Genomic DNA, 24,484 nt, shown 5'->3' on the forward strand with positions numbered 1-24,484 from the left:
CATTACCCTATGTAATCTTATAGCGTATCTAGACCCCAACTATTTTTATATAGTCCATTCCTTAGTGGAATGTTTTTTCATTTTAAAGTAAAATGTAAATAGATGAATCGAGGTTTTAATTATGACAAAAAAACAAAAAATCAAATTTATAGCGTTATTAACGACAACGGCTTCTTTAGCTGTAGGATCTTACTTCTTTAAAAAGAAAATAGAGAAGATGAAAGAGGATGGTACATTTAATACAATGGTCTTTAAAAAGCGTTTAAACCAATATTTAAAGGCAGTTAAAAAAGATGAATTAACTTTAGAAATCATTGATGGCTTACTAGCTGAATTGGATAAGATGAATGATTTCAAGGCAACGCACGAAGGTTTTGAATTGAATCTAGATACAGATAAGTATATGGAACTACAAGATTATCTTGATGCCTACTATTCTCGATTGGCAAGTTCAAATCATTTTAAACAAGCGGATACAAATGAAGATAATACGCAAGTACGTTTAAGAAAGTGTTTGAACGCACAAAAATACATTTTAGAAAATTTCTAAAGAAAGTCTCAAATCTATCTTGAATTTATATAATAAATACGTATGATATCCTTATAAGGATGTGATACACATGGATTTAATACACAAGAAAAAAGAAAATCGGGCTCAGATCTTTCAGAGCTTTGATTCTTTAAAAGGCTTTAAAGAAATGATTCAAGAATGTGAAGTAGAAATTGTCAGCCCAAGAATTTTATCGCAGGATGATTATGAAATCTTAAATGAAAGAGTGCATGAAATTCAAAAAGGAAAACTAGTCACGATTGAGTATTATGATCGTATCAATTATAAAAGAATCACAGGCGTAGTTTCTAAAATCAATCTGGATACGCAAATACTTCAAATCGTAAAGACAAAGATCAACCTGAAACAAATTAGCTATATACAATTAGAGGAGTGAAAACTCCTCTAATATGCGTTGTGGCCACCAATCAATGTATTTCTTTTTTTAGCGGTCGCAAAATCTAAGGCATTCATCCCTTTTAAGATGGCATTCTTGCCATAGCGATGCTTGATTTGAACTAAGGTTTCCTGTAGCTTTTTTTCTCGTTCTACTTTTTCTACGTCTGTAAATAAATCATAATTCTCATAATAATATTCATCTTTCACATCTTGAAAACCAATCGCAATCTGTCGAATGGGATAGTTTGGATTCACAATGCGAATATAGAGTTGTTTGAATTCTTCTAATAAGATGGAATAGGAGTTTGTACAATTGGTAATCTTACAGGAGCCACAGCTTGGTTTGATACAATCTTTGGAGTAGCCAATCATAAGAGAAATTTGTTTAGTCACTAAATGTTTCTCGGTTAATGTCAATACATTTTGATCCACCATTTCTTTCATAACCACAAAGGCATTTTGGTAGGAATAATCCTCAAAAAGAATTTGGGAATTGGATATAGAATGTTGTTTCGATTTATAATTTTTAATGTCTTGAATGGTTGTAGGCTCTTTGCCCCAAGCATGGTCAATGATATATTCGGCATTCACACCAAATTCTTTATATAATATTTCAATAGGAAATTGACACAAGTCGTACATGTCATAGATACCTAATTTGTGTAATCTTCTTTCCGTTCCATTTCCAAGCATCCAAAAATCTGTTAATGGAACATGATGCCATAATGTTTGGCGATATAAGTCTTCATTTAAATAGGCCATGCGATCGGCATTGTGTTTGGCGGATATATCCATCGCAATCTTAGCGAGATACAAATTGGTTCCAATCCCTACAGTAGCTGTAAGACCGGTTTTTTCATAGATACGGTCTAACATTTTTTTTGCCAATTCTTTGGCATTGACTTGATAGAGCTTTAAATAGCTTGTGACATCCAAAAAGGATTCATCAATGGAATAGACATGAATATCTTCTTTGGCAATAAATTCCAAGAAGACTTTATAAACTTTGCAGCTATATTCCATATACAAGTGCATTCTAGGTGGAGCAATCATATATTCGATTTTTGGATCAATTTCAAAAATACGACCACGACTCGATACGCCTAATTTCTTAATGGCTGGTGTTGCAGCTAGAGTAATCGCACCACCACCTCGTGTAGGATCAGCCACTACAAGATTGACTTTGAATGGATCAAGGCCGAGTTCAACACATTCAACGGATGCATAAAAGGATTTTAAATCAATACATAAATATGTTTTTTGCATAAATACCTCCACACCCCATATCGTTCGTATAAAATCATAGTTAAAAATATATAAAAATTCAAGATAGATTTGAGACTTTCTTAAAAAGTTAATAAATTTTTACTGGCATTTTATTTATTTTTTGATACTATATAGATAAAGGTGGTGTAACTATGCAGTTAAGACAATTATTACTACAATATGAAATCGAAAATAACATTAAACATGATGAGGCGGCTAAAAGAATAGGAATTGGTCGTGCTACATATTTTCGTTGGTTAAAGGGTGAAAGCACACATTTAAAGGCCAATACATTAAAGAAACTATCCGATATGCTGGATTGTGATGTTAAAAGTATTTTGGATGAAGAAGAAAGAATCAAACCCATTGTTGGTAGTGTAAAAGCTGGATATGATGGTTTTCCAATGGAAGATATTGAGGGGTATATTGAGTTAAATCGACATGATGGTAAAAAAGGCGATTACTTTTTGCGTGTGCGAGGTGATTCTATGGTCAACGCTCATATCTATGAGGGGGATCTTGTCTTTGTGAAACAGACAAATGAAGTGGAATCTGGAAGTATTGCGATTGTACTTGTGGGTGAGGAAGCAACATTAAAGCGTGTTTTATATAAAAAGGGTTTAATGATTTTAGAAGCTGCAAATCCTAAGATTGACACAAAGGTTTTTACGCCTGAAGAAGTGGAAGAACTTCCGGTAAAGGTTATTGGAAAAGTCTTATATGCTCGTAGAGACTTTGATTGAGGGAGTAATTGAATGAAGATTTGGATTACTAGACATGGCCAGACAGCTTTAAATAAACAAAAATTAATGCAGGGACTTACAGATGAACCTTTAAATGAGACAGGAATTCAACAAGCGAAAGAGGCCAGAAAAAAGATTGGAGATATTCATTTTGATGCGGTATATGCAAGTCCTTTACAAAGAGCGATTCAGACTGCGTCGATTATTGGCAATGTAGATCAAAAGGATGTAAAGATTGATTCTCGTATTATCGAAGTGGATTTTGGGGATTACGAGCTTCGTAACTACTTTAAATTAGGATTAAAAATGACTTCCTATTGGGCATTTCCTGAACTATTGCCAAATCCTAAGTCGGTTGAATCTGTCAAAAGTATGGTCAAACGAAGTCAATCCTTTTTAAAGGAACTTGAAAAGAAGAATTATGAGAATGTATTGATCGTATGTCATGGTGGTATCATTCGTTCTTTATGTGGCTATCTAGAAAATCGTAAAAATGGTATTAAGTGGAGACCAAAGCCAAACAATTGTGAGATTCGTGTTTATGAATCCAATCATGGTAAGCATACATTTATTAAAACATATAAGTAAGGGATGTATATAGAAACATTTCCTGTTACTAGCCATGTTAAGAGCGTGGTTCTGTTGACTAAAGTACACAAGTAAAAGTGTGAAAAAGGCTTGAAATAAGGGCTTTTCAGAATTTTCAGCATTGCAATGCAGGAGGACTTTGATAAGTTTTGATGAATAAATTGTAAATTTTGGAAATGTATTGCTGCTGTACTCACATATAGGTATAACAAGATTAAGAAAGTATCTGAAAGGCGGTGCTTTATATGGCAACAAAATCAGCGAATCTCTATGCTCGCATTGAGCCGGAAGTGAAAGAACAGGCAGAAAGCATTTTATCAGCACTGGGCATCCCTGCTTCCAATGCTATCAATGTGTTTTATAAACAGATTATTCTTCAGAGAGGTCTTCCGTTTGATGTGAAAATTCCATCATCTCGTCCTGTAGATATGTCCTCTTTATCAGAAACAGAACTGAGTGCAGAACTTGAGAAAGGATATGCGGATATCAAAGTGGGAAGAACAAGAGAAGCGAATGCAGCTTTTGCAGATATTCGTAAAGATTACAATCTGTGATTTACTGTTGAAGTCAGAACGCTCGTGACTTTAGTCATGGGATGAATTAGATGTAATGTGTGTACATGTTGTATTGCATAAATCAAAATCACTGTGGTAATACAAATTTCAATTGAGAAGAGTCCATCACAGTGATTCCAACCATATCAGGTGTGGTAGTTCATGAAGCAGCTGAAAGAAAAAGGAGAACGAAGGACGAAGTATGATACTTGAAACAGAAAGATTAATTCTGCACCGCTGGGAAGAAAGTGATGCAGAGGATTTGTATAAATATGCAAGTAATCCAGATGTGGGACCGATTGCTGGATGGCCGCCACATCAGAGTTTAGATGAAAGCAAAGATGTAATTAAAAATGTCTTAAATGGCAAAGAGGCGTATGCAATCTGCCTAAAAGAAGATGGAAAGGTTATTGGCGCTATTGAACTGAAAATAAATGGTCATACCGATATGACCGAAAAAGACGATGAATGCGAACTTGGTTACTGGATTGGAAAACCTTTCTGGGGGCAAGGACTGATGCCGGAAGCCGCAAATGAGCTTCTTCGTCACGCTTTCGAAGATATCGGTATGAGTAAAGTTTGGTGCGGATATTATGAGGGCAACATCAAATCGAAGCGTGTTCAAGAAAAGGTCGGTTTTAAGTATCAGTGGACGAGTGAAGACATTGATGTCCCTTTGATGCATGAGAAACGGACCTGCCATGTCAATGCATTGACGAAGGAAGAATGGTTAAAGAAGAGATAGCTGCCAATTTGTACTTCTTAATCTTTGTAAATGACAAGAATTGCTAAATTTTGAAAAGCAGCATTGAATCATAAATACCCTCCGGGCCATTAAAGCTTGGAGGGTTTCATGCAGTTATGCAATATTTTTAATAAATGATCGCATCATCAGCTGTGAATCCATCAAGTGAGTTTTCTTTCACCTGAATGCAAATATAAGTGATACTTGAATCACTTGCAGCAAAGAATTGACGTTTTGCTGTAGGGCTGATTTTTAACCAGTCACCAGCAGTAATTTCGATAGTATCCCTATCAATGATAGCCGTTCCTTTTCCGGCAATAACTCCATAGATTTCTTCATTATTTTTATGAGAATGAACAAAAGGAACGCTTGCACCAGCAGGTAGAGAATTAATACTTACTTCAGCTCCCGTTAGAGAAAGTGTTTCATGAAGTTCTGCACGACCTTCATTACCAACATTGGTTTTTGTGTAGTTTGACATTTTAATTACCTCCATTACTATTCGCAACCTTGTTGCTTGATTATAGTATAATCATTTACGCACTCAAAAAATAGTACGCACCTTTTTGTTACTGTGCACAATAAAATGAATGTGCCATAATGTATATGAAATGAGGTGACTGCACATGAAGACAAAAGAAGAGCTTCCAGCATGTCCTGTAGCAACATCAGTATCCTTGATAGGTGGTAAATGGAAGTTATTGATAATAAGAAACTTAAGAATGCGTCCATGGAGATTCAATGAACTTCAGAGAGATTTAGAAGGAATTTCTCAAAAAGTACTAACTGATAGTCTGAGACAAATGATAGATGATGGTCTTGTGTATAGAAATGATTATCATGAGAATCCACCAAAAGTTTATTATGGACTTACAGACCTTGGAAAAGAAATGATGCCGATCATTGATGCATTGGCAGACTTCGGTAATTATTATAAGACGATTGTTGATTAAATATAGGACTCTTTATCGCGGGATTAGTTATAGTGGTGATGCAGATACCGTTGTAGGCGGTCCAAAATGCCATTCTGTTCCGAGGCATGGGATGCGATTTTACGCTATATTTATACCGGATTACAACGTGGTTCCATTATGAAAGGCTGGATGAAAAAGGAAAATTTGAATTGATAGATAAACCAAAACCGATACTTCTTCATGAAAGGGATGCGATTGTAAAAGTAACACTTGCGAGCATTTGCTCAAGTGATCTGCATATTAAACATGGAAGTGTTCCTCGTGCCGTGCCTGGTATTACTGTTGGTCATGAAATGGTTGGTATTGTAGAACAAGTTGGAAGTAAAGTGACTCATGTAAAGCCTGGCGATCGTGTAACGGTGAATGTAGAAACTTTTTGTGGAGAATGTTTTTTCTGCCAAAACGGCTATGTAAATAACTGTACGGATGATAATGGTGGATGGGCTCTTGGATGTCGTATTGATGGTGGACAAGCAGAATATGTGCGTGTTCCTTTTGCAGATCAGGGATTGAATAAGATTCCTGAAAACGTTAGTGATCGACAGGCTTTATTTGTTGGGGATGTACTAGCTACAGGATATTGGGCAACTCGTATTTCTGAAATCAAAGAAGACGATACTGTGTTGATTATTGGTGCAGGTCCTACAGGTATTTGTACTTTATTGTGTGTGATGCTTCAAAAGCCAAAAAGAATAATCATGTGTGAAAAAGATGAAAATCGCATTGAATTTATCCATGAGCATTATCCAGAAGTTTTAACAGTAACTCCAGAAGAGTGCAAAGACTTTGTACTAGAAAATAGTGATCATGGTGGAGCGGATGTTGTTCTTGAAGTTGCGGGTGTACCCTCTACTTTTCAGCTTGCATGGCAATGTGCAAGGCCGAATGCGATTGTGACAATCGTAGCTTTATATGATGAACCACAAATCTTGCCACTTCCAGACATGTATGGAAAAAACCTAACTTTCAAAACCGGCGGTGTTGATGGTTGTGATTGTGAAAAGACTTTACAATTAATTGCACAAGGTAAGATCAATACAGAGCCTTTGATCACACATACATATCCTCTTAGTAAAATTGCCCAAGGGTATGATTTATTTGAAAATAAAAGAGATGGTGTAATTAAAGTGGCAATAGAGTGCTGATTTCAACTACAGAAAAAGGAATCCGATAATCATGTATTTCAACATGGTTTCAGGATTTCTTTTTTTGACATTTTTTAGCTGAATTAACTAATATAATAAGACATGTTTGTGAAAATTTATACCATATATTACAATAACAATATTAATCGCTTGCGAACGCAAGCAATTAATATGTATAATAAAGAAAAGGAGTGATACTATGGCAAATACAACTGCTGTTTATGCTAGAATAGATACCAAACTTAAAGATAATGCCGAGAGCATTCTTTCTCAACTTGGAATTTCTCCATCCAGTGCAATTCAGATGCTTTATAGCCAAATCGTACTGAAAAAAGGTATCCCATTTGATTTGAAGCTTCCTTCTTCTGAACCATTAGCTGTTGGTGCAATGACAAAAAAACAGTTAGACAAAGAGCTTCAAAAGGGAGTTGATTCCATCAATACTGGAAATGTGTATTCTGCAGATGAAGTAGATACAATACTCGCAAAAGAATTTGGAATATGATGAATAACTATAAAGTCAGCTATTCTGGAGAGGCACTTTCCGATTTACGTGAAATTTATTCTTATATTGCGTATGAACTTCTTGTTCCTAAAACTGCTGCCGCTCAAATAAAGCGTATTCGAGAAAAAATCCGTTCATTAGATTTTATGCCAGCTTGTCATGAGCTAGTTGAATGGGAGCCTTGGCAATCAATGAATATGCTTCAGCTGCCTATAGATAATTATATTGCATATTATCTTGTTGATGACAAGACAAAGATGGTTATAATAACTCGAATATTCTATGGCGGCCGTGACATTAAAGGAATTATTAATTCAAATATATAAACAGAAATGGAACTTTTAACTAGGAGTTCCATTTTTAGTGTGTATTAAGATAGGTTTATTTGATAAAATAAAGACACAATGAATTACTAGGAGACAATTACGATGAATAAACAATATAATTATACAAATATCATAAAGGAAACTTTAATCTTAACTGTTGCGGTTGGAATTATTGGGGCAGCCGTCTATTTTTTTCTTGTGCCCAGTCATACTTCAGTAAGTAGTATTTCTGGATTGGGTATTATACTATCTAATTTTATACCTCTACCATTATCAGTCATCACCATGATTTTAAATGTCGTTTTATTGATTATTGGCTTTCTAACTTGTGGCAAAGAATTTGGTGTAAAAACAGTCTATACAAGCATCATGCTTCCTGTTTTTCTTGCATTATTTGAGATCCTGTTTCCGAATTTTGTATCTTTCACAAACAGCCAGGAACTAGATGTCTTGTGTTACATACTCGTTGTAAGTGTAGGATTGAGCATTTTATTCAATCGAAATGCTTCATCAGGTGGTCTTGATATTGTCGCAAAAATTATGAATAAATATCTGCATATGGAACTAGGAAAAGCGATGTCCTTATCGGGTATGTGTGTGGCCTTATCCGCAGCTCTTGTTTATGATAAGAAAACAGTTGTATTAAGTATTTTGGGCACTTATTTTAATGGCATTGTTCTCGATCATTTTATCTTTGATCATAATATTAAACGAAGAGTGTGTATTATTACTCCAAAAAAAAAAGAGCTTCGTGAATTTATCATCCATGAACTACATAGTGGGGCAACGGTATATGAAGCATATGGTGCATACAATATGGAAAAGCGTAATGAAATCATCACAATCGTGGATAAAGCGGAATATCAAAAGTTGATGAAATTCATTAATACACTCGATCCAAAAGCATTTATCACTGTATATAATGTATCGGATATGCGATATCAACCAAAGATTTGAGTAAGGCAAGACCTTGCTTTTTTTTCCTTTTAAATGACCTATTTTGACAATACATTTGATTCTAAATGACTAAATGATTAATATGAAGATAAGGAGATAGGGTATGGATAAAAGGGTATTTGGAAATTGTGTAATCACAGTTTTAATTTGGCTGTGTAATCGCTTGGCTTATTATTACTTATCTAAAAATACAAGTCTAATTGTGAGTGGCATTAGCCTAATTATTGGCTGCTTAATAATGTGGAGGTTCAACCATGAATATCGATGAATACATAAGGTTTGAAGTTTTGAATAAACAATTTACCATTCCACCCGATACATATTCTTATAGTGATGTAGTTCGTGTTTCTGTCTTAAATGAAAAGGCTAAGTATAAAGAAAAGGGTATTCCATTTACGGCTATACTTCCTTCAGGACCATTACCATCTGGGATTCTACAAGATCCATATCTATTTGTTGGAGTAAAGGTTGTATAAAAGATGAAACTATTTTGGCCATATATGTTTCTAAAGAAAAGACGATGGTCAATACGAATCAATATATTAAAGATCGCAAGGTTGCAGAAATGATAAAAGAGGTGATGAAAAAGAAGCTGAATCGATTTTAAGGGAAATAAAAAAAAGAATCGGTTAAGATTCTTTCTTCTTGTATTCAGATATAATTAATCCGGATAAAGTAAGTATGGTTCCAAGAACAATACATGGCGTAATCTTTTCATGTAGGATAATTACTGAAAAGATAATTGTGGCAATGGGGTTTAAATATACATATTGATTGGTTCTAACACTTCCTAATATGGAACAAGAATAGTTCCAAATCACAAAACATCCTGCACAAGCTACTACACCTAAGAAAAGTAGATTTAATAGATTGAGTGGGATTAGAATCTCATCCATGGATACATCAAATCCTAATATTGGAAGGCTGATTGTCATAAAGAAAAGTCCCCACGCAAAGATTCGTTTCGTATTTTGAATGGAAGTATGTCCTAATTCATTGACTTTCTTTAATACAACACTATAAATAGCCCACATGATGGCTGCCACAATGGTAAGAATATCTCCTTTTGGAGATAGGTGCATTTGTTGGCCATTGAAGCTAATGAAGAAGATTCCAATAAAGGCTACAATAAATCCAATCGCAAAGTTGATCTTAAAGGGTTCATCTTTAAAACATAAATAAGCGAGTATCGAAGTAAAAAATGGAGCTATAGATATAATGACACCTACATTTGTGGCATAAGTGTAGACTAGAGCTGTACTTTCTAAAAAGTAATAGAGGAAAACACCGGTTAATCCGCTAAGGATGTACCAAATTTCGTCTTTTCTATTTTCTAATTTTAATATTTTAGGACTTAAGATGCATAAGGCTAAAAAGCCAATCAAAAAGCGTATAAATAACAGTTCAATGGGTGTGAAACTATCTAAAAGAATCTTACTCGATACAAAGGTAGAACCCCAAATCATAATGCACACAAAGGCTAAAATATGTCCGATCATTGTTTTATTTTTCATGCCAAATAATTATAACAAGAAAGTGAAGGGAAGTGTAAAAAAATGAAGAAATTAGATCCTGTTGTCATTATTGTCGATGTGTTATTACTTATTGGATGTGGATGCATGTTCTTATATGGAAAGATGTCTGCTCATTCATTGTTTATCGTTGGTCTTGTTTTGATTGCACTTTTAGTCATTTATCTTTATGTCACAAACTATAAAGATAATCATTATGGAGGAAGGTTCCACAAAGACTTCTAGGCGGTAGAAATACCGCTTTTAGTGTGCTATAGTTGATTTAAAGAAGGTGATTTTATGGGCGGATTGTGTGTATTACTATTGATGATGTTTTGCGTAGGATGGATCTTATGCGTCTTCTTTCTTTCAATGTTGATTCCACTTTTGATCATCTATAATGGAATTGTTGGCATTGTATGTTTTATTCTATATTTTGTATTACGCAAGAAATCTGTCTTTACCAAATATACAGAAGGCTATAAACATGTATTATCATCCATATTAAAATATGGTTTGATTGTATATGGAAGTATTTCACTTGTATTTAGTATCATTTTGGCTATTTTAAACTTTTGTTAGGAGAGAATATGACAATATTAGGCGTAGATTTAGGAACAACCAACAGTTTAGCGGTTGTCTATAAAGAAGGAAAACCCGTATTGATTCCTAATGCGTATGGTGAATATGTAACTCCAAGTGCTGTCAGTATCTTGGATGGTAAGATTGTTGTTGGAAAATTGGCCAAGGAAAGATTAATTACGCATCCAGAATGTAGTGCATCTTTGTTTAAGCGAAATATGGGTTCAGATGTTACTTATACATTAGATAAGAAAGAGTATGATTCAGCTACACTTTCTTCTTTTGTCGTGAAACAATTGATTGAAGATGCGCAAAATTATTTACATGAATCTATCGATGAAGTTGTGATCAGTGTTCCGGCTTATTTTAATGCCCGTCAAAGACAAGATACAAAACGTATTGGAGAATTATTAAATGTAAAAGTAGAAAGGTTGATCAACGAGCCAAGTGCTGCCGCAATCGCATGCCATATGGATGATGAATATGAAACATTCGTCGTATTTGACTTTGGTGGAGGAACATTAGATGTTTCGGTCGTTGACTGTTTTGAAAATGTGATTAGTATCAATGCGATTAGTGGAAACAATCATTTGGGTGGTACAGATTTTGATCGAGCTATGGCCGAATACTTTTGTTTAAAAAATGGGTTAAACTTTAATGTTTTGGATTTATCATTCCAACAAAGTATTATACGTGCTTGCGAACAAGCTAAAATCAAGTTGAGTAGACAAAGTGTGGTTGAAGTATCTTTAGTTCATTTAAATAAGAATTATAATTGTATATTTGATGAAAATGTATTATTTAATACTACACATTCTTTACTAGAATCTTGTAAGAACGTGATTGGTAAAGCCGTAAAAGACAGTGGATTCTCAGCTGGTGAACTTGATAGTTTAATTCTTGTAGGAGGATCAAGTCAAATGCCGGTACTTCAACATTATTTATCAGACGCTTTAAATATTCCTGTATTAAAAGAAGAACACATGGATTCTTTAGTTGCACTTGGACTTGGAAAATATATTGGTATTAAACAAAGGGATGAAAATATTAAAGATGTAGTTGTGACGGATATTTGTCCTTTCTCACTAAGTACTTCTACGTATAATGAACAAAATCCAGACTTAGAATTATCAACCGTGCTTATTCCTAAGAATTCAGTTTTACCAACAAGTAAAAAGATGACTTTGCGTACAGTGCATAAAGGGCAAACCAAAGTCAATATTAGTGTGTTTCAAGGGCAGGCTATGTATGCGAAAGAAAATTTATTTCTAGGCCAAGCTTGTATTCATGTTCCTAGAAATATGCATGATTATGAATCGTTCGATTTAATCTATTCGTATGACATTAATTCCATGTTGTATGTAGAAGCCATTGTACATTCTACCAAGGAACATTATATTTTTAGAGTATCAAAAGGCGATGTGTTAGAAAAAGTAGATGCATCTATTCGTTTGGATTCCATCAAAGAAGTGTCTTTAGCTTTATATCAAAATAATGAAGTGGATGCTCTGCTTGCTCGTATTGAAAGAATCTATCAAGAAGTGGATGAGGAAACACAAGATTATTTAATGCGTCTTCATGCAGAATTCACAAAAGATATGCAAACTTTGATCAACAATATCCAAAAAAGAAAACGTCTTATAAATCAAGTGTCTTCAATCTTAGATCAGATTGAAGCCTGCCAAGATGTAGATCAATTGGATATCTTTAATCAAGAAGAGGATGAAGAAGGAGAATATTTGGCATGAATGCGTGGGAAATATTAGGAATTGAGCCTACAAGTGATAAAAAAGAAATAAAAAGAGCGTATGCGAGACTTTTAAAACAGTATCATCCTGAAGATAATCCGGAAGAATTCAAACAAATTCAGGCTGCTTATCAACAGTGCCTACATCCAGAGCAAGAAATAGAGTCTGTTTCATTTGAACAAAATAAACAGGATATTAAAACACAACCCATTTCAACTAAAGAAGATACAATCATTCCTCCACCTATTCCTGAAGTAAAGACATTATTTGTTGAGAATGAAAAGGATATCGTTGTTTATCAAGATATATTAAATTCGATTGAAAAAAATTTGCCTAAAAAGATTGGGTCTAAAGAGATTGTACAAGTTTTTACAGATCCCAAAATCATGCCGTATTTAGAAGACGAATTGTTCTGTAGAAAATTAGAAGACATCTTTTTATCTCGAAAATTAAAATACATTAAGAATTTTAGAGATCCTATTTATATGTATTTAGGAAAGTATGACATGTCAAAGTTATCAAATGCGATGGATTATTCAAATGTCCCATTATATAAAAGGCCAGCCTTTGTAGCTTTTATTGTTATTAGTGTCATTCTTTTAGAGGTGATATTTGGCATTGTTTAACAATCGCAAGAAAAAAAGAATCTTCATTTCTATATCATGTATGATATGATCAACTCTAAAAGGCTAGAAATAGCCTTTTTAATATGTTAATGTTTAGTTATGAAAACATATTTAACTTTAGAAAAATCAATTCTTCACAAATCGAATTATGATGGATCCTTATACAAGTCTTATGTAACTTCATTTTTTTCCTATACCCAATCACATCATACAATCAATGATTTCTACGATGAAGAAGGGAATGTATATATTCCTGAAGTTTATTCATTCAGTGAAAAAAAGATTGATCCAGACACAAATGAAATATTTGTACGCGTAGATGTTGAGTTTGAAGATGGATTTGATATGGATTTTCTTCTTCACAAACCACTTTATTTTAACGAACCAGAATGGTTTCAGGATTTAACAAATGAAAAAATTAATAAAATCGTTTGTAGCTATTCTGATTGGGATATATTGGATCTACTTGATAATAAAACGAGTAATACAACTATAAATATATCTATCTTTGATGATGGTATGATTCAAATTGAAGATATAAAGGAAAATCATGATCCTGTAGTTTCAACATATCAAGTGAACAAGAATTACATTCAACAATTCTTTGAAGCTATGAAACAAAATCTAGGTAGTGAAACTACATATGAGTCTAGATATGTTGGCGGATGGTCTAGAAGTTTTACTTTATATTGTGATAATAGGAATGTTTTTAAATATGAAGCTGATTATTGTGCAGATCCTAATAAAGAAGGTCGTACGACAAATATAGTAGAGGAGTTGCTTAAAAAATGTCAGATAACTATTTGATTTTAGAAGAGGTAAAATACAATACATCTTATTTAGATGGTTCCACATATAAAACATATATTACGAATTTCTTCTCATACACCAAAGCTCGTCATAAAATTCAATATCTTTATGATGAAAATGATAACGTACATTCTATTGAATTGTATGAAATAATAGATCGAAAAGTAGATCCAGACACAAATGAACTATTTGTTCGTGCTGATTTCGAGTTTGAAGATGATGAAGATATGGATACTTTTCTTCACAAACCACTTTATTTTAAAGAACCAGCATGGTTTCAGGATTTGACAAATGAAGAAATTGTACAACTGGATTGTATTTTTGAACAATATGAACCTGTTTTGGGGCCACTGATTGAAAGAAATAATATATCAATATGTATAAATGGAACAGTGCAAGTAAATGATAAAATTTATAATTTGTCCAAACCAAAGATTTATGACTTTTTTGATGAAATTAGAATAAATTTAGGCAGTGAAAAAACATATAAACCATTACTAAGTGGTGAGTGTAGTAGCCGATATACTTTGCATCTAAAAAGTGGTAAAGTCATTAAATATTCTGGTGATTATGCATTATGTGATGGCACTCCATATGGATGTAAAAGATATACTAAATTCATTGTGGATGATTTACTTAAACAAGTATATGAAAGTGATTGATTCTTTTTAAGAATTTTAATAAGCTATTATTAAAGGAGAAATTATAATATGAAATATGGATTTGGAGTAGATATTGGTGGTACTACAATAAAGATTGGATTATTTTCAGTGGAGGGGGATTTGATTGAAAAATGGGAAATCCCGACAAATAAAGAAGATAATGGAAAATATATCCTTACTGAAATTGCTGATTTTATTAATCGTACTATTGAAACAAAAGGCATCGATAAAAGTGATGTGATTGGTGTAGGTCTAGGTGTACCTGGGCCAGTCAATAAAAATGGCTTTGTGAGTGTATGTGTGAATTTAGGCTGGAATTCATTGAATGTTGAAAAAGAATTTCATGAAATTTCAGGCCTTCCAGTTCAAGTAGGCAACGATGCCAATGTGGCAGCCCTTGGTGAAATGTGGCAAGGTGCAGGAAAAGGATATCAGGACGTTTTGATGGTGACACTAGGTACGGGTGTTGGAGGCGGTTGTGTGTTAAATGGAAAAATCGTTTCCGGAATTCATGGTGCTGGTGGAGAAATTGGTCATATGCCTGTAAAGGATGATGAACCAACCGCATGTAACTGTGGTAATCATGGATGTTTAGAACAATATGTTTCAGCTACTGGAATTGTTACACAAGCTAAGAAAGTGTTAGATCAAGATGCTCGTAGTTCGAGTTTACGTAACTATGAATGTTTAGAAGCTAAACATGTCTATGATGAAGCTAAAAATGGTGATGTTGTAGCTAATGAAATTGTAGACTCAACATGTAAAATTCTCGCAAAGGCATTGGCACAAATTTGTAGTGTGATCGATCCAGAAATCATTGTGATTGGTGGCGGTGTTTCAAAGGCTGGAGATATTTTAACTTCAAGAATCACTCAATCTTTTAAAAAATATGTATTTAATGCATGTGCTCAAACACCTATTGTTTTGGCTAAACTTGAAAACGATGCCGGGATGTATGGGTGTGTAAAATCATTGTTCTAGTTCTTGTCAAATCGCAAGAAATTCGTAAAGCCTTTAGATGAAATGAAAAAATCGTAGAAAATCTCTCTACGATTTTTTACATTAATGGCGAAAAGATACGAATAATACTTAGGAATAATCCTTTTATAATATTTACATGCGTATCTTCGACTTGAATCTTTTTGCATTTCGATAATGTGTCTATAAAGTTTTGTTTCACATCCATGATTTTCTTAGATTTATACAATAAAGTGCCATTTTCAAAATGTAGGTATAAGGAGCGATAATCTAAGTTGATTGTTCCGACCGTGGCATATGTATCGTCACAAATAAAGACTTTTGAATGCACAAAACCAGGCTCATATTCATAAATTTTAACGCCGCCCTGAATTAATTGTTTATAATATGTAGTTCCTATATCATGTACAATCTTTTTATCGGCAATACCCGGCATGATGATTCTAACATCGACACCTTTTTTAGCCGTATGAATTAATGTATTAATCATTTCTGAATCAATGATGAGGTAGGGTGTCATTATATATACATATTTATTGGCACTATTTAATAAATCTTCATAAACGGATTGTCCCGTCAATTCTTCGTCTAACGGAGTTTCAGCATAAGGAGCAATATAGCCATCAAACAAAGTGTCATCTACAACATCTTCATTTTTGAAAACAGAATAATCAAAGTCTTCATGACGTAAAGCGTTCCAGTTTGTTAGAAACATTACTAAATAAGACCAAACGGCTTTACCTTTAATACAAATGATATTGTCCATCCAATGACCATGTTTTACTTTCTTATTGATATATTCATCAGCTAAATTAGCACCACCACTAAAGGCAACTTTACCATCAATAACCAAAATTTTACGATGATCACGATGGTTCATAATCGTATTAATGATAGGGGAAATACGATTGAAGGAAACAGCTTTGATTCCTTTTTTCTCTAATTGTTTGGCATAAGAAGCGGGAAGTGTACCTAAAGATCCCATATCGTCATACATGATACGTACTTCTACACCTTGTTTTACTTTTTCTTCTAAAATAGAAAGAATGGAATTAAACACAAACCCTTCTTCAACGATGAAATATTCCATAAAAATATATTTTTCTGCCTTTTTTAGTTCTTCTAACATGACATTAAATCCATTTTCGCAGGGTGCATAATATTCAAAATCCGTATTCCGATAAAAAGGGAATCCCTCTTTATGTAAAAAAGCAAGCTGTGATACATAGTCTGGATTATCGTTACGAATTTCATCAATAATCGATTCATCTTGTATATAGTAGCTAGATGCCTTTTTTTGTTCTTTAATAATATTACGGAATGTTTTTCCAAACAACAAACTTAATAACATCAATACATACACAAATGTACCAAAGACAGGGAACAACATAATCAGAATAATCCACATAAGATCTGAAGATAGATGTCTACTTGTACGTACGATATTTAATACGATTAAAATGGATAGAATGTGCAAAACAATTTCAACAAAGACAAAAGATGTTGTTAGCCATTTAAATAGATTACAGTATAATACAATTTCACCTAATGCGATGATGACTAAAGGAATAATTCTTCCGAACCATATTTTTAATTTCATAAATATCCACTCATTTCTAGTATAAAGTAATATACCATTTTCACGAACAATAAAAAAGAGCCAACTATGATTGGGTAGGTCATCCTGGCTCGAAAAAATATATACCGAACAGGTCTAATCAGAAAGGAAAAGAAAAAAACTATCGGCAAGACATAGTATACCACTCGTGTTTTTGATTTGAAAGAAAACACAATAAAAAATGAAACCCATACACTAGGTTTCATAAAACAATCTATAAAAAGAGGAGAGAACTAGTGTATTAGTGTTTTTTTGAGGAGACTAGTTCTCTAATCGACTGTTAGATGGAATCACACATGAGATAGTTGGCGTTGTTTATGTGTGACGTATTATTATTGTTTGTTGGCTTATAAACATTCATCTAACTGCCAAAATTATACCATGTTTGTCTGAAAAATAAATTGACATATGTCACATTTTTGAAAATATTTTCTGAAATATAGACATTATCCCTTTATATAAGGTAACATCAACTTATTAATTTCTGAAACAATTTTCTTGCGAACTAAAACATACGTATTCGAAGCTATTGTATATCCATACAATAAATCAATCATACATTGATCAAAATCTTCACCTGACATCACTTCAAACACTGTTGATGTAACGCTTTTACTAGACAGTTGAAGAAAGAACTTTCAAATACATCTTTATGAGCGCTTGTACTTATTAACAAAGTAAAAGACCAATGCGAAAGAAAGGGTTTAAAAATTGCATTGGCCTATACATGCTAGATAAAATTGAGATGAGTTAAATAAAAAGGTTTCTTTATCTAGCATTGCCTAGTATATCACTATGTATTTGTGTTTTCAAAAGATATGACTCTGATAGATCATATTAAAAACGAAAGGATCATGTATTGAATATGATTTATAAATTACATCCTGCAATGATTGAACTATATAAAGGAGATTCCAAAAGAATTCAACATTTCTCTGAAGACTTTTTTTGTTGAAGAGAGTTTTTCAAAAGAAGTAGCCAAATCGGCTTATGATTCTATATTTAATACGGAATGTGGAAGATCAATTTGTAGGGAAATGTTTGGAAGGTCGTGACTATGGAAACCATGAATAAAATCACAAAAAATGAATTTAAAAAGAATCATACTATGCATTATAGGGTGAGAGAAAAAGTTGTTTGTTCAAATAACATGATTGCAGAAATCATCGTATATAGAAATCACAAAGATATTGATGTTAGAAATGAAGATGGATATGTTATTGAACATACAACGTATCAGAGCTTTTCACAACGAAACTGTTCTAGGCCAGATGAGAAGCCAGTGATATGGCACCAAGGTTTAAATGTTGTAGAAAAGAATATTGGAAAGAAAAATCGAACCTTACATGGACATCGAACGTTAAACGTAAGAAGTTATTCAATGTCGATTATATAGATGATAATGGTGAAATTCAACAATAGCCGATAGATGATGTTATAGATACTGTTTGTGAATGGAACTATGAACGGATACTTGATGCTGATGCACACAGGAATGATCCAAAGGATTTTAAAGATTACAGTGAGTTTCAGGATAAGTATGACAGTTGGAAAGCAATGGAAAAAGACTGGTATCAAAAAAATTGGACGCTGGATATTCAGAATATGTCATGGGTAGAAGATACAGGCAGACAAGTAGATTTTCTAATCAAGCAGTTACAGTTAAAAGGAACGGAAAAAATACTTGATCTTGCATGTGGATTTGGTCGGCACTCACTGGAGTTTGCCAGACGTGGGTATGATGTTACCGGTATTGATATTACACCGACGTACATAGATTATGCAAACGAGCAGGCAAAAAAAGAAAATTTGAATGCAAAGTTCATTTATCAGGACATTCGCACGATCACATTTGATAAGGAATTTGATGTTGTGCTGAATATGGCGGATGGAGCAATAGGATATCTTGAAGACGATGGGGAAAATCATAAGATTTTTTCTGTCATTGCGAAACCATTAAAAAATGGTGGAAAGCACTTTATGGATATCATGAATGGAAGCTATGCCCAAACACATTTCCCTTGCAAGTTATGGGATGCAGGAGAAAAGGGACTTACATTATCTGCTTTTGAATGGGAGAAGGATAGAAAAACGCTGATATATTGGCAGGTAGACTATATGTATGGAGAAGCACTTTATAAGCCTGAAATGAAAGAAGAAAATCCTATAAGGCTATATAGTTTGGATGAAATCACGGAGATATTCTGTAAATTAGGACTTCGTATTTGTAACAGCTTTGCTGATTTCAGTGGAAAGCCGAGTTCTGATAATGATATTCAATTGATGGTTTATTCCATACGAGAATAAAAATAGAGTAGACGAATTATTTAGCAATCTTCATCAAATCTTTATTTTTTTCTGTTAGGTTATATTTCAGTAAGAAATGAAATATAGAAGGAAGGATAGTAAAGATGGAAATGATGTTGCAGACACAAAATCTATGTAAATATTTTAGAAAACAGAAAGCGGTAAATAATGTTTCACTTAATATCGAAAAGGGACAGATTTATGGACTGCTTGGACCGAATGGTGCGGGAAAATCTACCACATTGAAAATGCTGACCGGTATGATGAAACCAACTGCAGGAAAGATTTACTTTGATGGAAAACTTTTGGATAGAAAAGATTTATCAAAAATAGGAGCGTTAATTGAAAATCCGCCTATTTATGAAAATCTTTCCGCCAGAGAGAATTTGAAGGTAAGACAATTATTGCTTGGTACAGATGAAAACAGAATTGATGAGGTCTTGCAGATTGTATCACTTACAAACACCGGAAAGAAGAAAGCAGGACAGTTTTCTTTGGGGATGAAGCAAAGACTAGGCATTGCAATGGCATTGCTTGGAGAACCGGAACTTTTGATATTGGATGAACCTACGAATGGATTAGATCCAATAGGCATCGAGGAATTACGAGAGCTGATCCGGTCTTTTCCGGAACAGGGAATCACTGTAATTCTCTCCAGTCATATTCTCTCAGAGGTACAGTTACTTGCAGATAAAGTCGGGATTATTTCAGGTGGAATCTTAGGATACGAAGGAGCATTAAAGCAGGGAGATAATCTTGAAGATTTGTTTATGAATGTGGTAAGAAAAAACCAGAAAGCAGGTGAAATCCATGGTTAATATTTTAAAAGCAGAACATCAAAAAGCCAAAAGAACCATGCGAAAAAAGTTTATCTGGGGATTTCCTCTTCTTACATTTGTCATGGCATTTATATTTACTCTTGGGATGACAAATGCTTATGCAGAAAGTGTTTGGAACTGGTGGTATACACTTTTGCTGCCGGGGATGATTGCTCTATTTTGTTATCTTTCTGTGGCGCAGGAGAAAAAGATAAAATACTATCATTTAATGACTATTCCCACAGACAGAAGAAAATTGTTGCTGGGGAAAATTATTTATATTGGGTACATGATTTTGTTTTCTAATGTGATTGTGTTTGCAGGAGCAACGCTTGGAGGCTTTCTTCTAACGACACATGTTCCAGTTGGAGGAGCGCTGATTGCGGTATTGTTTCTGACGGTTTCTGAGTTATGGGAGATTCCGGTAGCTTTATTTTTAAGTGAACGATTTGGAATGATTGTAAACCTGTTCGTCTGCCTATTTATTACCGTCAGCGGTGTGGTAATATCACAAACTAGAATCTGGTATGTACTTGTTTCTGCAATCCCTATGCGAATGATGTGTCCGTTGCTTCATGTTTTACCAAATGGACTTGCCGCAGAAGCAGGGAATCCTCTTTTGGATACGGGAGTCATTGTTCCGGGAATGTGTCTCTCAATCATCTGGTTTGTTTTTGTAACGGTTCTGTTTTTGAAATGGTTTGAGAGAAGAGAGGTGAAATAAGATGATTGGAAGATCTCTTAATGCAGACTTGCGAAAGATGAAAGGAACATCTGTGATTCTGGCACACTTACTGATTCCGATTATAACCAGCGTTATATTTTTAATATATTACTTTTTTTCACCATGGAATGAAAATATGAAAGTGATTGCATTTTATCAGGCAATAGGAGCAGGACTTCCGGTACTTATTGGAATTTTTACAGCAAGTGTGATGGAACAGGAACAAAATGCAGGTGATTTTCAAAATCTGTTGTCTTTACCAGATAAACCTGCAGCATTTTTATCGAAACTGTTGATGCTACTGGTTTTGTGTCTGTGCTCTATCCTATTGACAGCAATCATATTCGGAATTGGATTTGGAAGAATCGCATCAAGCGATATCGAAATCATGAAAGGATGTATATTTGCAGCATTGCTGCTGTGGGGAAGTAGTGTTCCACTTTATCTGTGGCAGCTGATTCTAGCTTTTCAGTTTGGAAAAGGGGTATCCATTGGAGCAGGGATTATATCAGGACTAATTAGTGCATTGATGCTTACCGGACTTGGAGATTATGTGTGGAAATATGTATTTGTCTGCTGGACGGGTAGAGTACCATATACTTATCTGCAATCTGTATTGGGAGAAACTAGTGTAGGTGAATGGTTGTCATTCATACCAGGTTGCTTAATATTTACAGGGATTAGTATGGTATACTATTTTTGGTGGGTAAACCACTGGGAAGGAAACAGAATATCGGAATAGAATCGAGGGTAACTATGGCAAAAATACTGGCAGTTGATGATGAACCGGCAATTTTGGAAATGATAGAAAGCATTTTGAATAAGGATGGACATCTGGTTACCAAAGTAAGTAATCCACTAAAAATTAATATGGAAGAATTACATCGTTATGACCTGATTTTACTGGACATTATGATGCCTGGAATTGACGGCTTCGAATTATGCAAAAGAATTAGGATACTTGTGGATTGTCCGATTTTGTTTCTTACGGCAAAAACGGAGGAAAACAGTCTGGTAAACGGACTTTCTTTAGGAGCAGATGATTATATTTCAAAGCCATTTGGAGTGATGGAACTTCGGGCAAGGATCAATGCACATCTTAGAAGAGAGCACAGGGAACATTCTGTCAGGATGGTTTTAGGGAGAGTCTGCATTCAGATGTCACAAAAGAAACTGTTGATGGATGATAAAGAACTTCCGTTTACGAAAGCAGAGTACGAAATCTGTGAATTTCTGGCTAAAAACAGAGGACAGGTTTTCTCGAAGGAACAGATATTGGAAGCGGTCTTTGGCTTTGACAATGAGAGTAATGACAGTACTATAATCACGCATATCAAAAATATAAGAGCAAAATTTGCGGATTATGATTATATGCCGATAAAAACAGTCTGGGGGATTGGATATAAATGGGAAGAGTAAAGAGAAGCAATGCACTCAGCTGGATTTTTATGAGATATGTACTGGTCATGCTTGGATCATTAGTAGGTTTGGTGATTGTTGCTTGGCTGCTGCTGTCCCTTTTGATTAGTGTGGGCTGTATTTATCCGGCAAATTATGCAGAGCAAAAGATTAATGAAGCATATGATACGATTCTACGTGCAGATAAAGTGACTGCTGAGATGATTCCCGCACTTTGTGATTATGTAATCTTTTCAGAGAATGGAGAGAAAATAGGTGGAGATCTGTCAGAACAATACGAACAGATAGCATGGAACGTTGCAAAGTACGGAAACGCATCCGGGAAATATTTTTATAAAGTAATTGTAAGGGAAAATGAATTTGTTGTATTGCAATATCGCCTGACACCTCAATATCATTCAGCTTTTTTGAGGGAGCATTTTATAGAACCACAGAATGTGATGAGTATTATGTCTGTGATTGGAGCGGTAGCGATTATCATCATTCCGTCCATACGTTTTGGAAAAAGAATCAAAAAGCAGATGCAGCCTGTATTAGACGCAATTGGACAAATAAAGAATCAAAATCTGGAATATGAGACATCCTGTTCCGGTATCAAAGAGTTTGATGACTGTTTATCGGCAATCGATGATATGCGAGATGCATTGCGAGAATCTTTAGAAAAGCAGTGGAAAACAGAGCAGGAAAAGAAACAGCAGATGTCTGCTTTGGCGCATGATATTAAAACACCTCTTACGATTGTACGGGGAAATGCAGAACTACTTTCAGAGACTGAACTGACCACAGAACAGAAGAAAAATATCACTTATGTTTTGAACGGCACAACACAGATACAAAGTTATGTAAAACAGTTGATAGATGTCACAAAATCATGGAATTGCAGTGATGTTATCTATACAACGGTGAGGTTAGAAGATTTTTTCGCAGATATAAAGGAACAGGCACTCGGACTGGTAGAAATCTATCACCAGAAGATAGATTGGAAGGCGGAACAAAGTGATAAAAAGGTAACGATTGCTTATGATCCAATGTTCCGAGCCGTAATGAATGTGATTCAGAATGCAGTGGAGCATACAAAAGAAAATGGAATCATTTATATTGACGCAAAGGAGCAGGATGGTCGGCTGACATTCATTGTGGAGGATAGCGGATCAGGATTTACAAAAGAAGCATTATTGCATGGCACAGAGCAGTTTTTTATGGATGACACAAGTAGAAATGGCGAAGCCCATTATGGGATGGGACTATTTTTTGCAAAAACTGTGGCTGAAAAATATGGTGGAAGTATTAAACTTTCAAATTCTGAAAATACAGGTGGGGCGAGGATAGAAATATTTTTCCTGAGTAGTCAAGAAACAAGCTAAATAGACCGCAATTAAGCTATGTAAAAGAAATTTTACATGCTTTTATCTAATATGTAAAAGCCTTTTTAATAGACATTACTACTAAGTTTACAATTTACGGATTATTCAAAATGGAAAATGATTTCTTTTTTTACCATTACTACAGTATTGATTCTGTATAGTATATATGCATGATACGGAGCAAATCATTATGTGTATTTTAGACATAATTTTTATTAGTTTCTGTTATTGGTATTATAAGAAAAAAGAAGCTAAATAGATCAAAATACTGCAACTTAATAGGCTATTAGAAAAAGAATCTATTGTAGCTTATCTTTGATAGCAATTTTCGGTATCAGCATTTTCTGAACAACATCAACTTCGAAACGTTGCCCAGCTTTTTTTGCGATTACATTTCGAACGCCTGGGTAACCAAATAATCTAGGGGTTTCCAAGAAATATCTAGGGGTCAATTTAGGGGACTGATGCCATATCGGTATGAACCTATAGACCCCTAGATTTGTTTTTAATGTAAGCGCCAAGTAATATGCTGGATTGAAAATTATTTCAAAAAAATCGACAATTA

33 protein-coding genes are annotated in these 24,484 nt (G+C 34.2%); 27 read left to right on the plus strand and 6 right to left on the minus strand.

The genetic code is table 11. From position 1 onward, the window contains the following. The first annotated feature begins 121 nt into the window (after nt 1–121). Complete coding sequence (locus NE544_RS08400; protein WP_256269015.1) at nt 122–550, plus strand: hypothetical protein; 429 nt, start codon at nt 122–124, stop codon at nt 548–550. A gap of 70 nt (nt 551–620) precedes the next feature. After that, nucleotides 621–947, plus strand: coding sequence for a YolD-like family protein (locus NE544_RS08405; protein WP_003865103.1), 327 nt, complete (start codon nt 621–623; stop codon nt 945–947). Between the two features lie 8 nt (nt 948–955). Here NE544_RS08405 and NE544_RS08410 read toward each other — a convergent pair whose 3' ends face one another. Further along, nucleotides 956–2,215, minus strand: coding sequence for a DNA repair protein (locus tag NE544_RS08410; protein WP_256269016.1), 1,260 nt, complete (start codon nt 2,213–2,215; stop codon nt 956–958). A gap of 152 nt (nt 2,216–2,367) precedes the next feature. Between NE544_RS08410 and NE544_RS08415 the strand changes: the two genes are divergently transcribed. The 4 genes from NE544_RS08415 (at nt 2,368) to NE544_RS08430 (ending at nt 4,845) form a co-directional block, all read left to right on the plus strand. Beyond that, nucleotides 2,368–2,958, plus strand: coding sequence for a helix-turn-helix domain-containing protein (locus NE544_RS08415; protein ID WP_118318987.1), 591 nt, complete (start codon nt 2,368–2,370; stop codon nt 2,956–2,958). Between the two features lie 12 nt (nt 2,959–2,970). Continuing rightward, nucleotides 2,971–3,546, plus strand: coding sequence for a histidine phosphatase family protein (locus NE544_RS08420; RefSeq protein ID WP_256269017.1), 576 nt, complete (start codon nt 2,971–2,973; stop codon nt 3,544–3,546). A 245-nt stretch (nt 3,547–3,791) separates the two neighbouring features. Continuing rightward, nucleotides 3,792–4,100, plus strand: coding sequence for a type II toxin-antitoxin system RelB/DinJ family antitoxin (locus NE544_RS08425; protein ID WP_256269018.1), 309 nt, complete (start codon nt 3,792–3,794; stop codon nt 4,098–4,100). Nucleotides 4,101–4,302: 202 nt separating this feature from the next. Next, entirely contained in the window at nt 4,303–4,845 is a 543-nt protein-coding gene (locus NE544_RS08430) for a GNAT family N-acetyltransferase (RefSeq protein WP_256269019.1), read from the plus strand. 127 nt (nt 4,846–4,972) lie between these two features. Here the strand turns inward: NE544_RS08430 and NE544_RS08435 are convergent, their stop codons facing one another. Then, nucleotides 4,973–5,326 (minus strand): cupin domain-containing protein, encoded by a 354-nt coding sequence (locus NE544_RS08435; protein WP_256269020.1) that lies wholly within the window; start codon nt 5,324–5,326, stop codon nt 4,973–4,975. Nucleotides 5,327–5,471: 145 nt separating this feature from the next. Between NE544_RS08435 and NE544_RS08440 the strand changes: the two genes are divergently transcribed. The 7 genes from NE544_RS08440 (at nt 5,472) to NE544_RS08470 (ending at nt 9,228) form a co-directional block, all read left to right on the plus strand. After that, nucleotides 5,472–5,798: a helix-turn-helix domain-containing protein gene (locus tag NE544_RS08440; protein WP_256269021.1), complete on the plus strand. Its 327-nt coding sequence runs from the start codon at nt 5,472–5,474 to the stop codon at nt 5,796–5,798. Between the two features lie 66 nt (nt 5,799–5,864). Further along, nucleotides 5,865–5,972, plus strand: a complete 108-nt coding sequence (locus NE544_RS08445) for a TIGR04076 family protein (RefSeq protein WP_256269022.1) — start codon at nt 5,865–5,867, stop codon at nt 5,970–5,972. Next, nucleotides 5,969–6,964, plus strand: a complete 996-nt coding sequence (locus tag NE544_RS08450; RefSeq protein WP_256269023.1) for an alcohol dehydrogenase — start codon at nt 5,969–5,971, stop codon at nt 6,962–6,964. Before NE544_RS08445 ends, NE544_RS08450 begins: the two co-directional genes overlap by 4 nt. Before the next feature lie 199 nt (nt 6,965–7,163). Beyond that, nucleotides 7,164–7,469 carry a type II toxin-antitoxin system RelB/DinJ family antitoxin gene (locus NE544_RS08455; RefSeq protein WP_117924856.1) on the plus strand — a complete coding sequence of 102 codons (306 nt, stop codon included), beginning with the start codon at nt 7,164–7,166 and terminating at the stop codon, nt 7,467–7,469. Beyond that, a complete protein-coding gene (locus NE544_RS08460) occupies nt 7,466–7,795 on the plus strand; it encodes a type II toxin-antitoxin system RelE/ParE family toxin (RefSeq protein WP_256269024.1) in 330 nt (109 codons plus the stop codon). Before NE544_RS08455 ends, NE544_RS08460 begins: the two co-directional genes overlap by 4 nt. 102 nt (nt 7,796–7,897) lie before the next feature. Further along, complete coding sequence (locus NE544_RS08465; protein WP_256269025.1) at nt 7,898–8,752, plus strand: YitT family protein; 855 nt, start codon at nt 7,898–7,900, stop codon at nt 8,750–8,752. A 254-nt stretch (nt 8,753–9,006) separates the two neighbouring features. Then, nucleotides 9,007–9,228 carry a hypothetical protein gene (locus tag NE544_RS08470; protein WP_118116419.1) on the plus strand — a complete coding sequence of 74 codons (222 nt, stop codon included), beginning with the start codon at nt 9,007–9,009 and terminating at the stop codon, nt 9,226–9,228. A gap of 153 nt (nt 9,229–9,381) precedes the next feature. On the opposite strand, the gene NE544_RS08475 is transcribed toward NE544_RS08470, so the two are convergent. Continuing rightward, complete coding sequence (locus NE544_RS08475) at nt 9,382–10,266, minus strand: DMT family transporter (protein WP_256269026.1); 885 nt, start codon at nt 10,264–10,266, stop codon at nt 9,382–9,384. A gap of 42 nt (nt 10,267–10,308) precedes the next feature. On the opposite strand from NE544_RS08475, the gene NE544_RS08480 reads away from it, so the two are divergent. From NE544_RS08480 to NE544_RS08510, 7 genes are all read left to right on the plus strand, one after another. Beyond that, on the plus strand, nt 10,309–10,509 hold the full coding sequence (locus NE544_RS08480; protein ID WP_118115631.1) for a hypothetical protein: 201 nt from the start codon (nt 10,309–10,311) through the stop codon (nt 10,507–10,509). Nucleotides 10,510–10,563: 54 nt separating this feature from the next. Continuing rightward, nucleotides 10,564–10,845: a hypothetical protein gene (locus NE544_RS08485; protein WP_118115629.1), complete on the plus strand. Its 282-nt coding sequence runs from the start codon at nt 10,564–10,566 to the stop codon at nt 10,843–10,845. Nucleotides 10,846–10,853: 8 nt separating this feature from the next. Continuing rightward, complete coding sequence (locus NE544_RS08490; protein ID WP_256269027.1) at nt 10,854–12,593, plus strand: molecular chaperone HscC; 1,740 nt, start codon at nt 10,854–10,856, stop codon at nt 12,591–12,593. Then, nucleotides 12,590–13,219 carry a J domain-containing protein gene (locus NE544_RS08495; protein ID WP_256269028.1) on the plus strand — a complete coding sequence of 210 codons (630 nt, stop codon included), beginning with the start codon at nt 12,590–12,592 and terminating at the stop codon, nt 13,217–13,219. The genes NE544_RS08490 and NE544_RS08495 overlap by 4 nt, the downstream gene beginning before the upstream one ends. Before the next feature lie 99 nt (nt 13,220–13,318). Beyond that, nucleotides 13,319–14,026 (plus strand): hypothetical protein, encoded by a 708-nt coding sequence (locus tag NE544_RS08500; protein WP_256269029.1) that lies wholly within the window; start codon nt 13,319–13,321, stop codon nt 14,024–14,026. Then, on the plus strand, nt 14,008–14,691 hold the full coding sequence (locus NE544_RS08505; protein WP_256269030.1) for a hypothetical protein: 684 nt from the start codon (nt 14,008–14,010) through the stop codon (nt 14,689–14,691). The genes NE544_RS08500 and NE544_RS08505 overlap by 19 nt, the downstream gene beginning before the upstream one ends. 48 nt (nt 14,692–14,739) lie before the next feature. Continuing rightward, the gene (locus NE544_RS08510; RefSeq protein WP_256269031.1) at nt 14,740–15,672 is read left to right on the plus strand and encodes an ROK family glucokinase; all 933 of its coding nucleotides are present in this window, start codon (nt 14,740–14,742) and stop codon (nt 15,670–15,672) included. Between the two features lie 76 nt (nt 15,673–15,748). On the opposite strand, the gene cls is transcribed toward NE544_RS08510, so the two are convergent. Beyond that, a complete protein-coding gene (gene cls / locus NE544_RS08515) occupies nt 15,749–17,269 on the minus strand; it encodes a cardiolipin synthase (protein ID WP_256269032.1) in 1,521 nt (506 codons plus the stop codon). Nucleotides 17,270–17,733: 464 nt separating this feature from the next. Beyond that, entirely contained in the window at nt 17,734–17,871 is a 138-nt protein-coding gene (locus tag NE544_RS08520) for a hypothetical protein (protein WP_256269033.1), read from the minus strand. Nucleotides 17,872–18,344: 473 nt separating this feature from the next. Here NE544_RS08520 and NE544_RS08525 point away from each other — a divergent pair, with 473 nt between their 5' ends. The 7 genes from NE544_RS08525 (at nt 18,345) to NE544_RS08555 (ending at nt 23,919) form a co-directional block, all read left to right on the plus strand. Continuing rightward, complete coding sequence (locus NE544_RS08525) at nt 18,345–18,683, plus strand: hypothetical protein (protein ID WP_256269034.1); 339 nt, start codon at nt 18,345–18,347, stop codon at nt 18,681–18,683. Between the two features lie 161 nt (nt 18,684–18,844). Beyond that, nucleotides 18,845–19,594, plus strand: coding sequence for a bifunctional 2-polyprenyl-6-hydroxyphenol methylase/3-demethylubiquinol 3-O-methyltransferase UbiG (locus NE544_RS08530; protein WP_256269035.1), 750 nt, complete (start codon nt 18,845–18,847; stop codon nt 19,592–19,594). Between the two features lie 104 nt (nt 19,595–19,698). Continuing rightward, nucleotides 19,699–20,412, plus strand: a complete 714-nt coding sequence (locus NE544_RS08535; protein ID WP_005609481.1) for a lantibiotic protection ABC transporter ATP-binding protein — start codon at nt 19,699–19,701, stop codon at nt 20,410–20,412. After that, nucleotides 20,405–21,136, plus strand: coding sequence for a lantibiotic immunity ABC transporter MutE/EpiE family permease subunit (locus NE544_RS08540; protein ID WP_256269036.1), 732 nt, complete (start codon nt 20,405–20,407; stop codon nt 21,134–21,136). The genes NE544_RS08535 and NE544_RS08540 overlap by 8 nt, the downstream gene beginning before the upstream one ends. Before the next feature lies 1 nt (nt 21,137). Next, complete coding sequence (locus NE544_RS08545) at nt 21,138–21,878, plus strand: lantibiotic immunity ABC transporter MutG family permease subunit (protein ID WP_005330844.1); 741 nt, start codon at nt 21,138–21,140, stop codon at nt 21,876–21,878. Between the two features lie 14 nt (nt 21,879–21,892). Further along, nucleotides 21,893–22,555 carry a response regulator transcription factor gene (locus NE544_RS08550; RefSeq protein ID WP_055195474.1) on the plus strand — a complete coding sequence of 221 codons (663 nt, stop codon included), beginning with the start codon at nt 21,893–21,895 and terminating at the stop codon, nt 22,553–22,555. Continuing rightward, on the plus strand, nt 22,543–23,919 hold the full coding sequence (locus NE544_RS08555; RefSeq protein WP_256269037.1) for a sensor histidine kinase KdpD: 1,377 nt from the start codon (nt 22,543–22,545) through the stop codon (nt 23,917–23,919). Before NE544_RS08550 ends, NE544_RS08555 begins: the two co-directional genes overlap by 13 nt. A 299-nt stretch (nt 23,920–24,218) precedes the next feature. Here NE544_RS08555 and NE544_RS08560 read toward each other — a convergent pair. Then, the coding region (locus NE544_RS08560; RefSeq protein ID WP_256269038.1) for a hypothetical protein at nt 24,219–24,484 on the minus strand (266 nt) is incomplete at its 5' end.

It is taken from the genome of Holdemanella sp. MSK.7.32, assembly GCF_024460475.1.
GTDB lineage: Bacteria > Bacillota_I > Bacilli_A > Erysipelotrichales > Erysipelotrichaceae > Holdemanella.

Bases quoted from the DNA above. Each gene is read 5' to 3' on its own strand.
- NE544_RS08520 (WP_256269033.1), bottom strand. From the start codon at position 17,871: ATGTCAGGTGAAGATTTTGATCAATGTATGATTGATTTATTGTATGGA.
- NE544_RS08510 (WP_256269031.1), top strand. From the start codon at position 14,740: ATGAAATATGGATTTGGAGTAGATATTGGTGGTACTACAATAAAGATT.
- NE544_RS08545 (WP_005330844.1), top strand. From the start codon at position 21,138: ATGATTGGAAGATCTCTTAATGCAGACTTGCGAAAGATGAAAGGAACA.
- NE544_RS08440 (WP_256269021.1), top strand. From the start codon at position 5,472: ATGAAGACAAAAGAAGAGCTTCCAGCATGTCCTGTAGCAACATCAGTA.
- NE544_RS08425 (WP_256269018.1), top strand. From the start codon at position 3,792: ATGGCAACAAAATCAGCGAATCTCTATGCTCGCATTGAGCCGGAAGTG.
- NE544_RS08480 (WP_118115631.1), top strand. From the start codon at position 10,309: ATGAAGAAATTAGATCCTGTTGTCATTATTGTCGATGTGTTATTACTT.
- NE544_RS08540 (WP_256269036.1), top strand. From the start codon at position 20,405: ATGGTTAATATTTTAAAAGCAGAACATCAAAAAGCCAAAAGAACCATG.
- NE544_RS08475 (WP_256269026.1), bottom strand. From the start codon at position 10,266: ATGAAAAATAAAACAATGATCGGACATATTTTAGCCTTTGTGTGCATT.
- NE544_RS08445 (WP_256269022.1), top strand. From the start codon at position 5,865: ATGCCATTCTGTTCCGAGGCATGGGATGCGATTTTACGCTATATTTAT.
- NE544_RS08435 (WP_256269020.1), bottom strand. From the start codon at position 5,326: ATGTCAAACTACACAAAAACCAATGTTGGTAATGAAGGTCGTGCAGAA.
- NE544_RS08470 (WP_118116419.1), top strand. From the start codon at position 9,007: ATGAATATCGATGAATACATAAGGTTTGAAGTTTTGAATAAACAATTT.
- NE544_RS08465 (WP_256269025.1), top strand. From the start codon at position 7,898: ATGAATAAACAATATAATTATACAAATATCATAAAGGAAACTTTAATC.
- NE544_RS08405 (WP_003865103.1), top strand. From the start codon at position 621: ATGGATTTAATACACAAGAAAAAAGAAAATCGGGCTCAGATCTTTCAG.
- NE544_RS08500 (WP_256269029.1), top strand. From the start codon at position 13,319: ATGAAAACATATTTAACTTTAGAAAAATCAATTCTTCACAAATCGAAT.
- NE544_RS08530 (WP_256269035.1), top strand. From the start codon at position 18,845: ATGGAAAAAGACTGGTATCAAAAAAATTGGACGCTGGATATTCAGAAT.
- NE544_RS08400 (WP_256269015.1), top strand. From the start codon at position 122: ATGACAAAAAAACAAAAAATCAAATTTATAGCGTTATTAACGACAACG.
- NE544_RS08490 (WP_256269027.1), top strand. From the start codon at position 10,854: ATGACAATATTAGGCGTAGATTTAGGAACAACCAACAGTTTAGCGGTT.
- NE544_RS08485 (WP_118115629.1), top strand. From the start codon at position 10,564: ATGGGCGGATTGTGTGTATTACTATTGATGATGTTTTGCGTAGGATGG.
- NE544_RS08525 (WP_256269034.1), top strand. From the start codon at position 18,345: ATGGAAACCATGAATAAAATCACAAAAAATGAATTTAAAAAGAATCAT.
- NE544_RS08420 (WP_256269017.1), top strand. From the start codon at position 2,971: ATGAAGATTTGGATTACTAGACATGGCCAGACAGCTTTAAATAAACAA.
- NE544_RS08455 (WP_117924856.1), top strand. From the start codon at position 7,164: ATGGCAAATACAACTGCTGTTTATGCTAGAATAGATACCAAACTTAAA.
- NE544_RS08495 (WP_256269028.1), top strand. From the start codon at position 12,590: ATGAATGCGTGGGAAATATTAGGAATTGAGCCTACAAGTGATAAAAAA.
- NE544_RS08430 (WP_256269019.1), top strand. From the start codon at position 4,303: ATGATACTTGAAACAGAAAGATTAATTCTGCACCGCTGGGAAGAAAGT.
- NE544_RS08460 (WP_256269024.1), top strand. From the start codon at position 7,466: ATGATGAATAACTATAAAGTCAGCTATTCTGGAGAGGCACTTTCCGAT.
- NE544_RS08555 (WP_256269037.1), top strand. From the start codon at position 22,543: ATGGGAAGAGTAAAGAGAAGCAATGCACTCAGCTGGATTTTTATGAGA.
- NE544_RS08410 (WP_256269016.1), bottom strand. From the start codon at position 2,215: ATGCAAAAAACATATTTATGTATTGATTTAAAATCCTTTTATGCATCC.
- NE544_RS08415 (WP_118318987.1), top strand. From the start codon at position 2,368: ATGCAGTTAAGACAATTATTACTACAATATGAAATCGAAAATAACATT.
- cls (WP_256269032.1), bottom strand. From the start codon at position 17,269: ATGAAATTAAAAATATGGTTCGGAAGAATTATTCCTTTAGTCATCATC.
- NE544_RS08535 (WP_005609481.1), top strand. From the start codon at position 19,699: ATGGAAATGATGTTGCAGACACAAAATCTATGTAAATATTTTAGAAAA.
- NE544_RS08505 (WP_256269030.1), top strand. From the start codon at position 14,008: ATGTCAGATAACTATTTGATTTTAGAAGAGGTAAAATACAATACATCT.
- NE544_RS08550 (WP_055195474.1), top strand. From the start codon at position 21,893: ATGGCAAAAATACTGGCAGTTGATGATGAACCGGCAATTTTGGAAATG.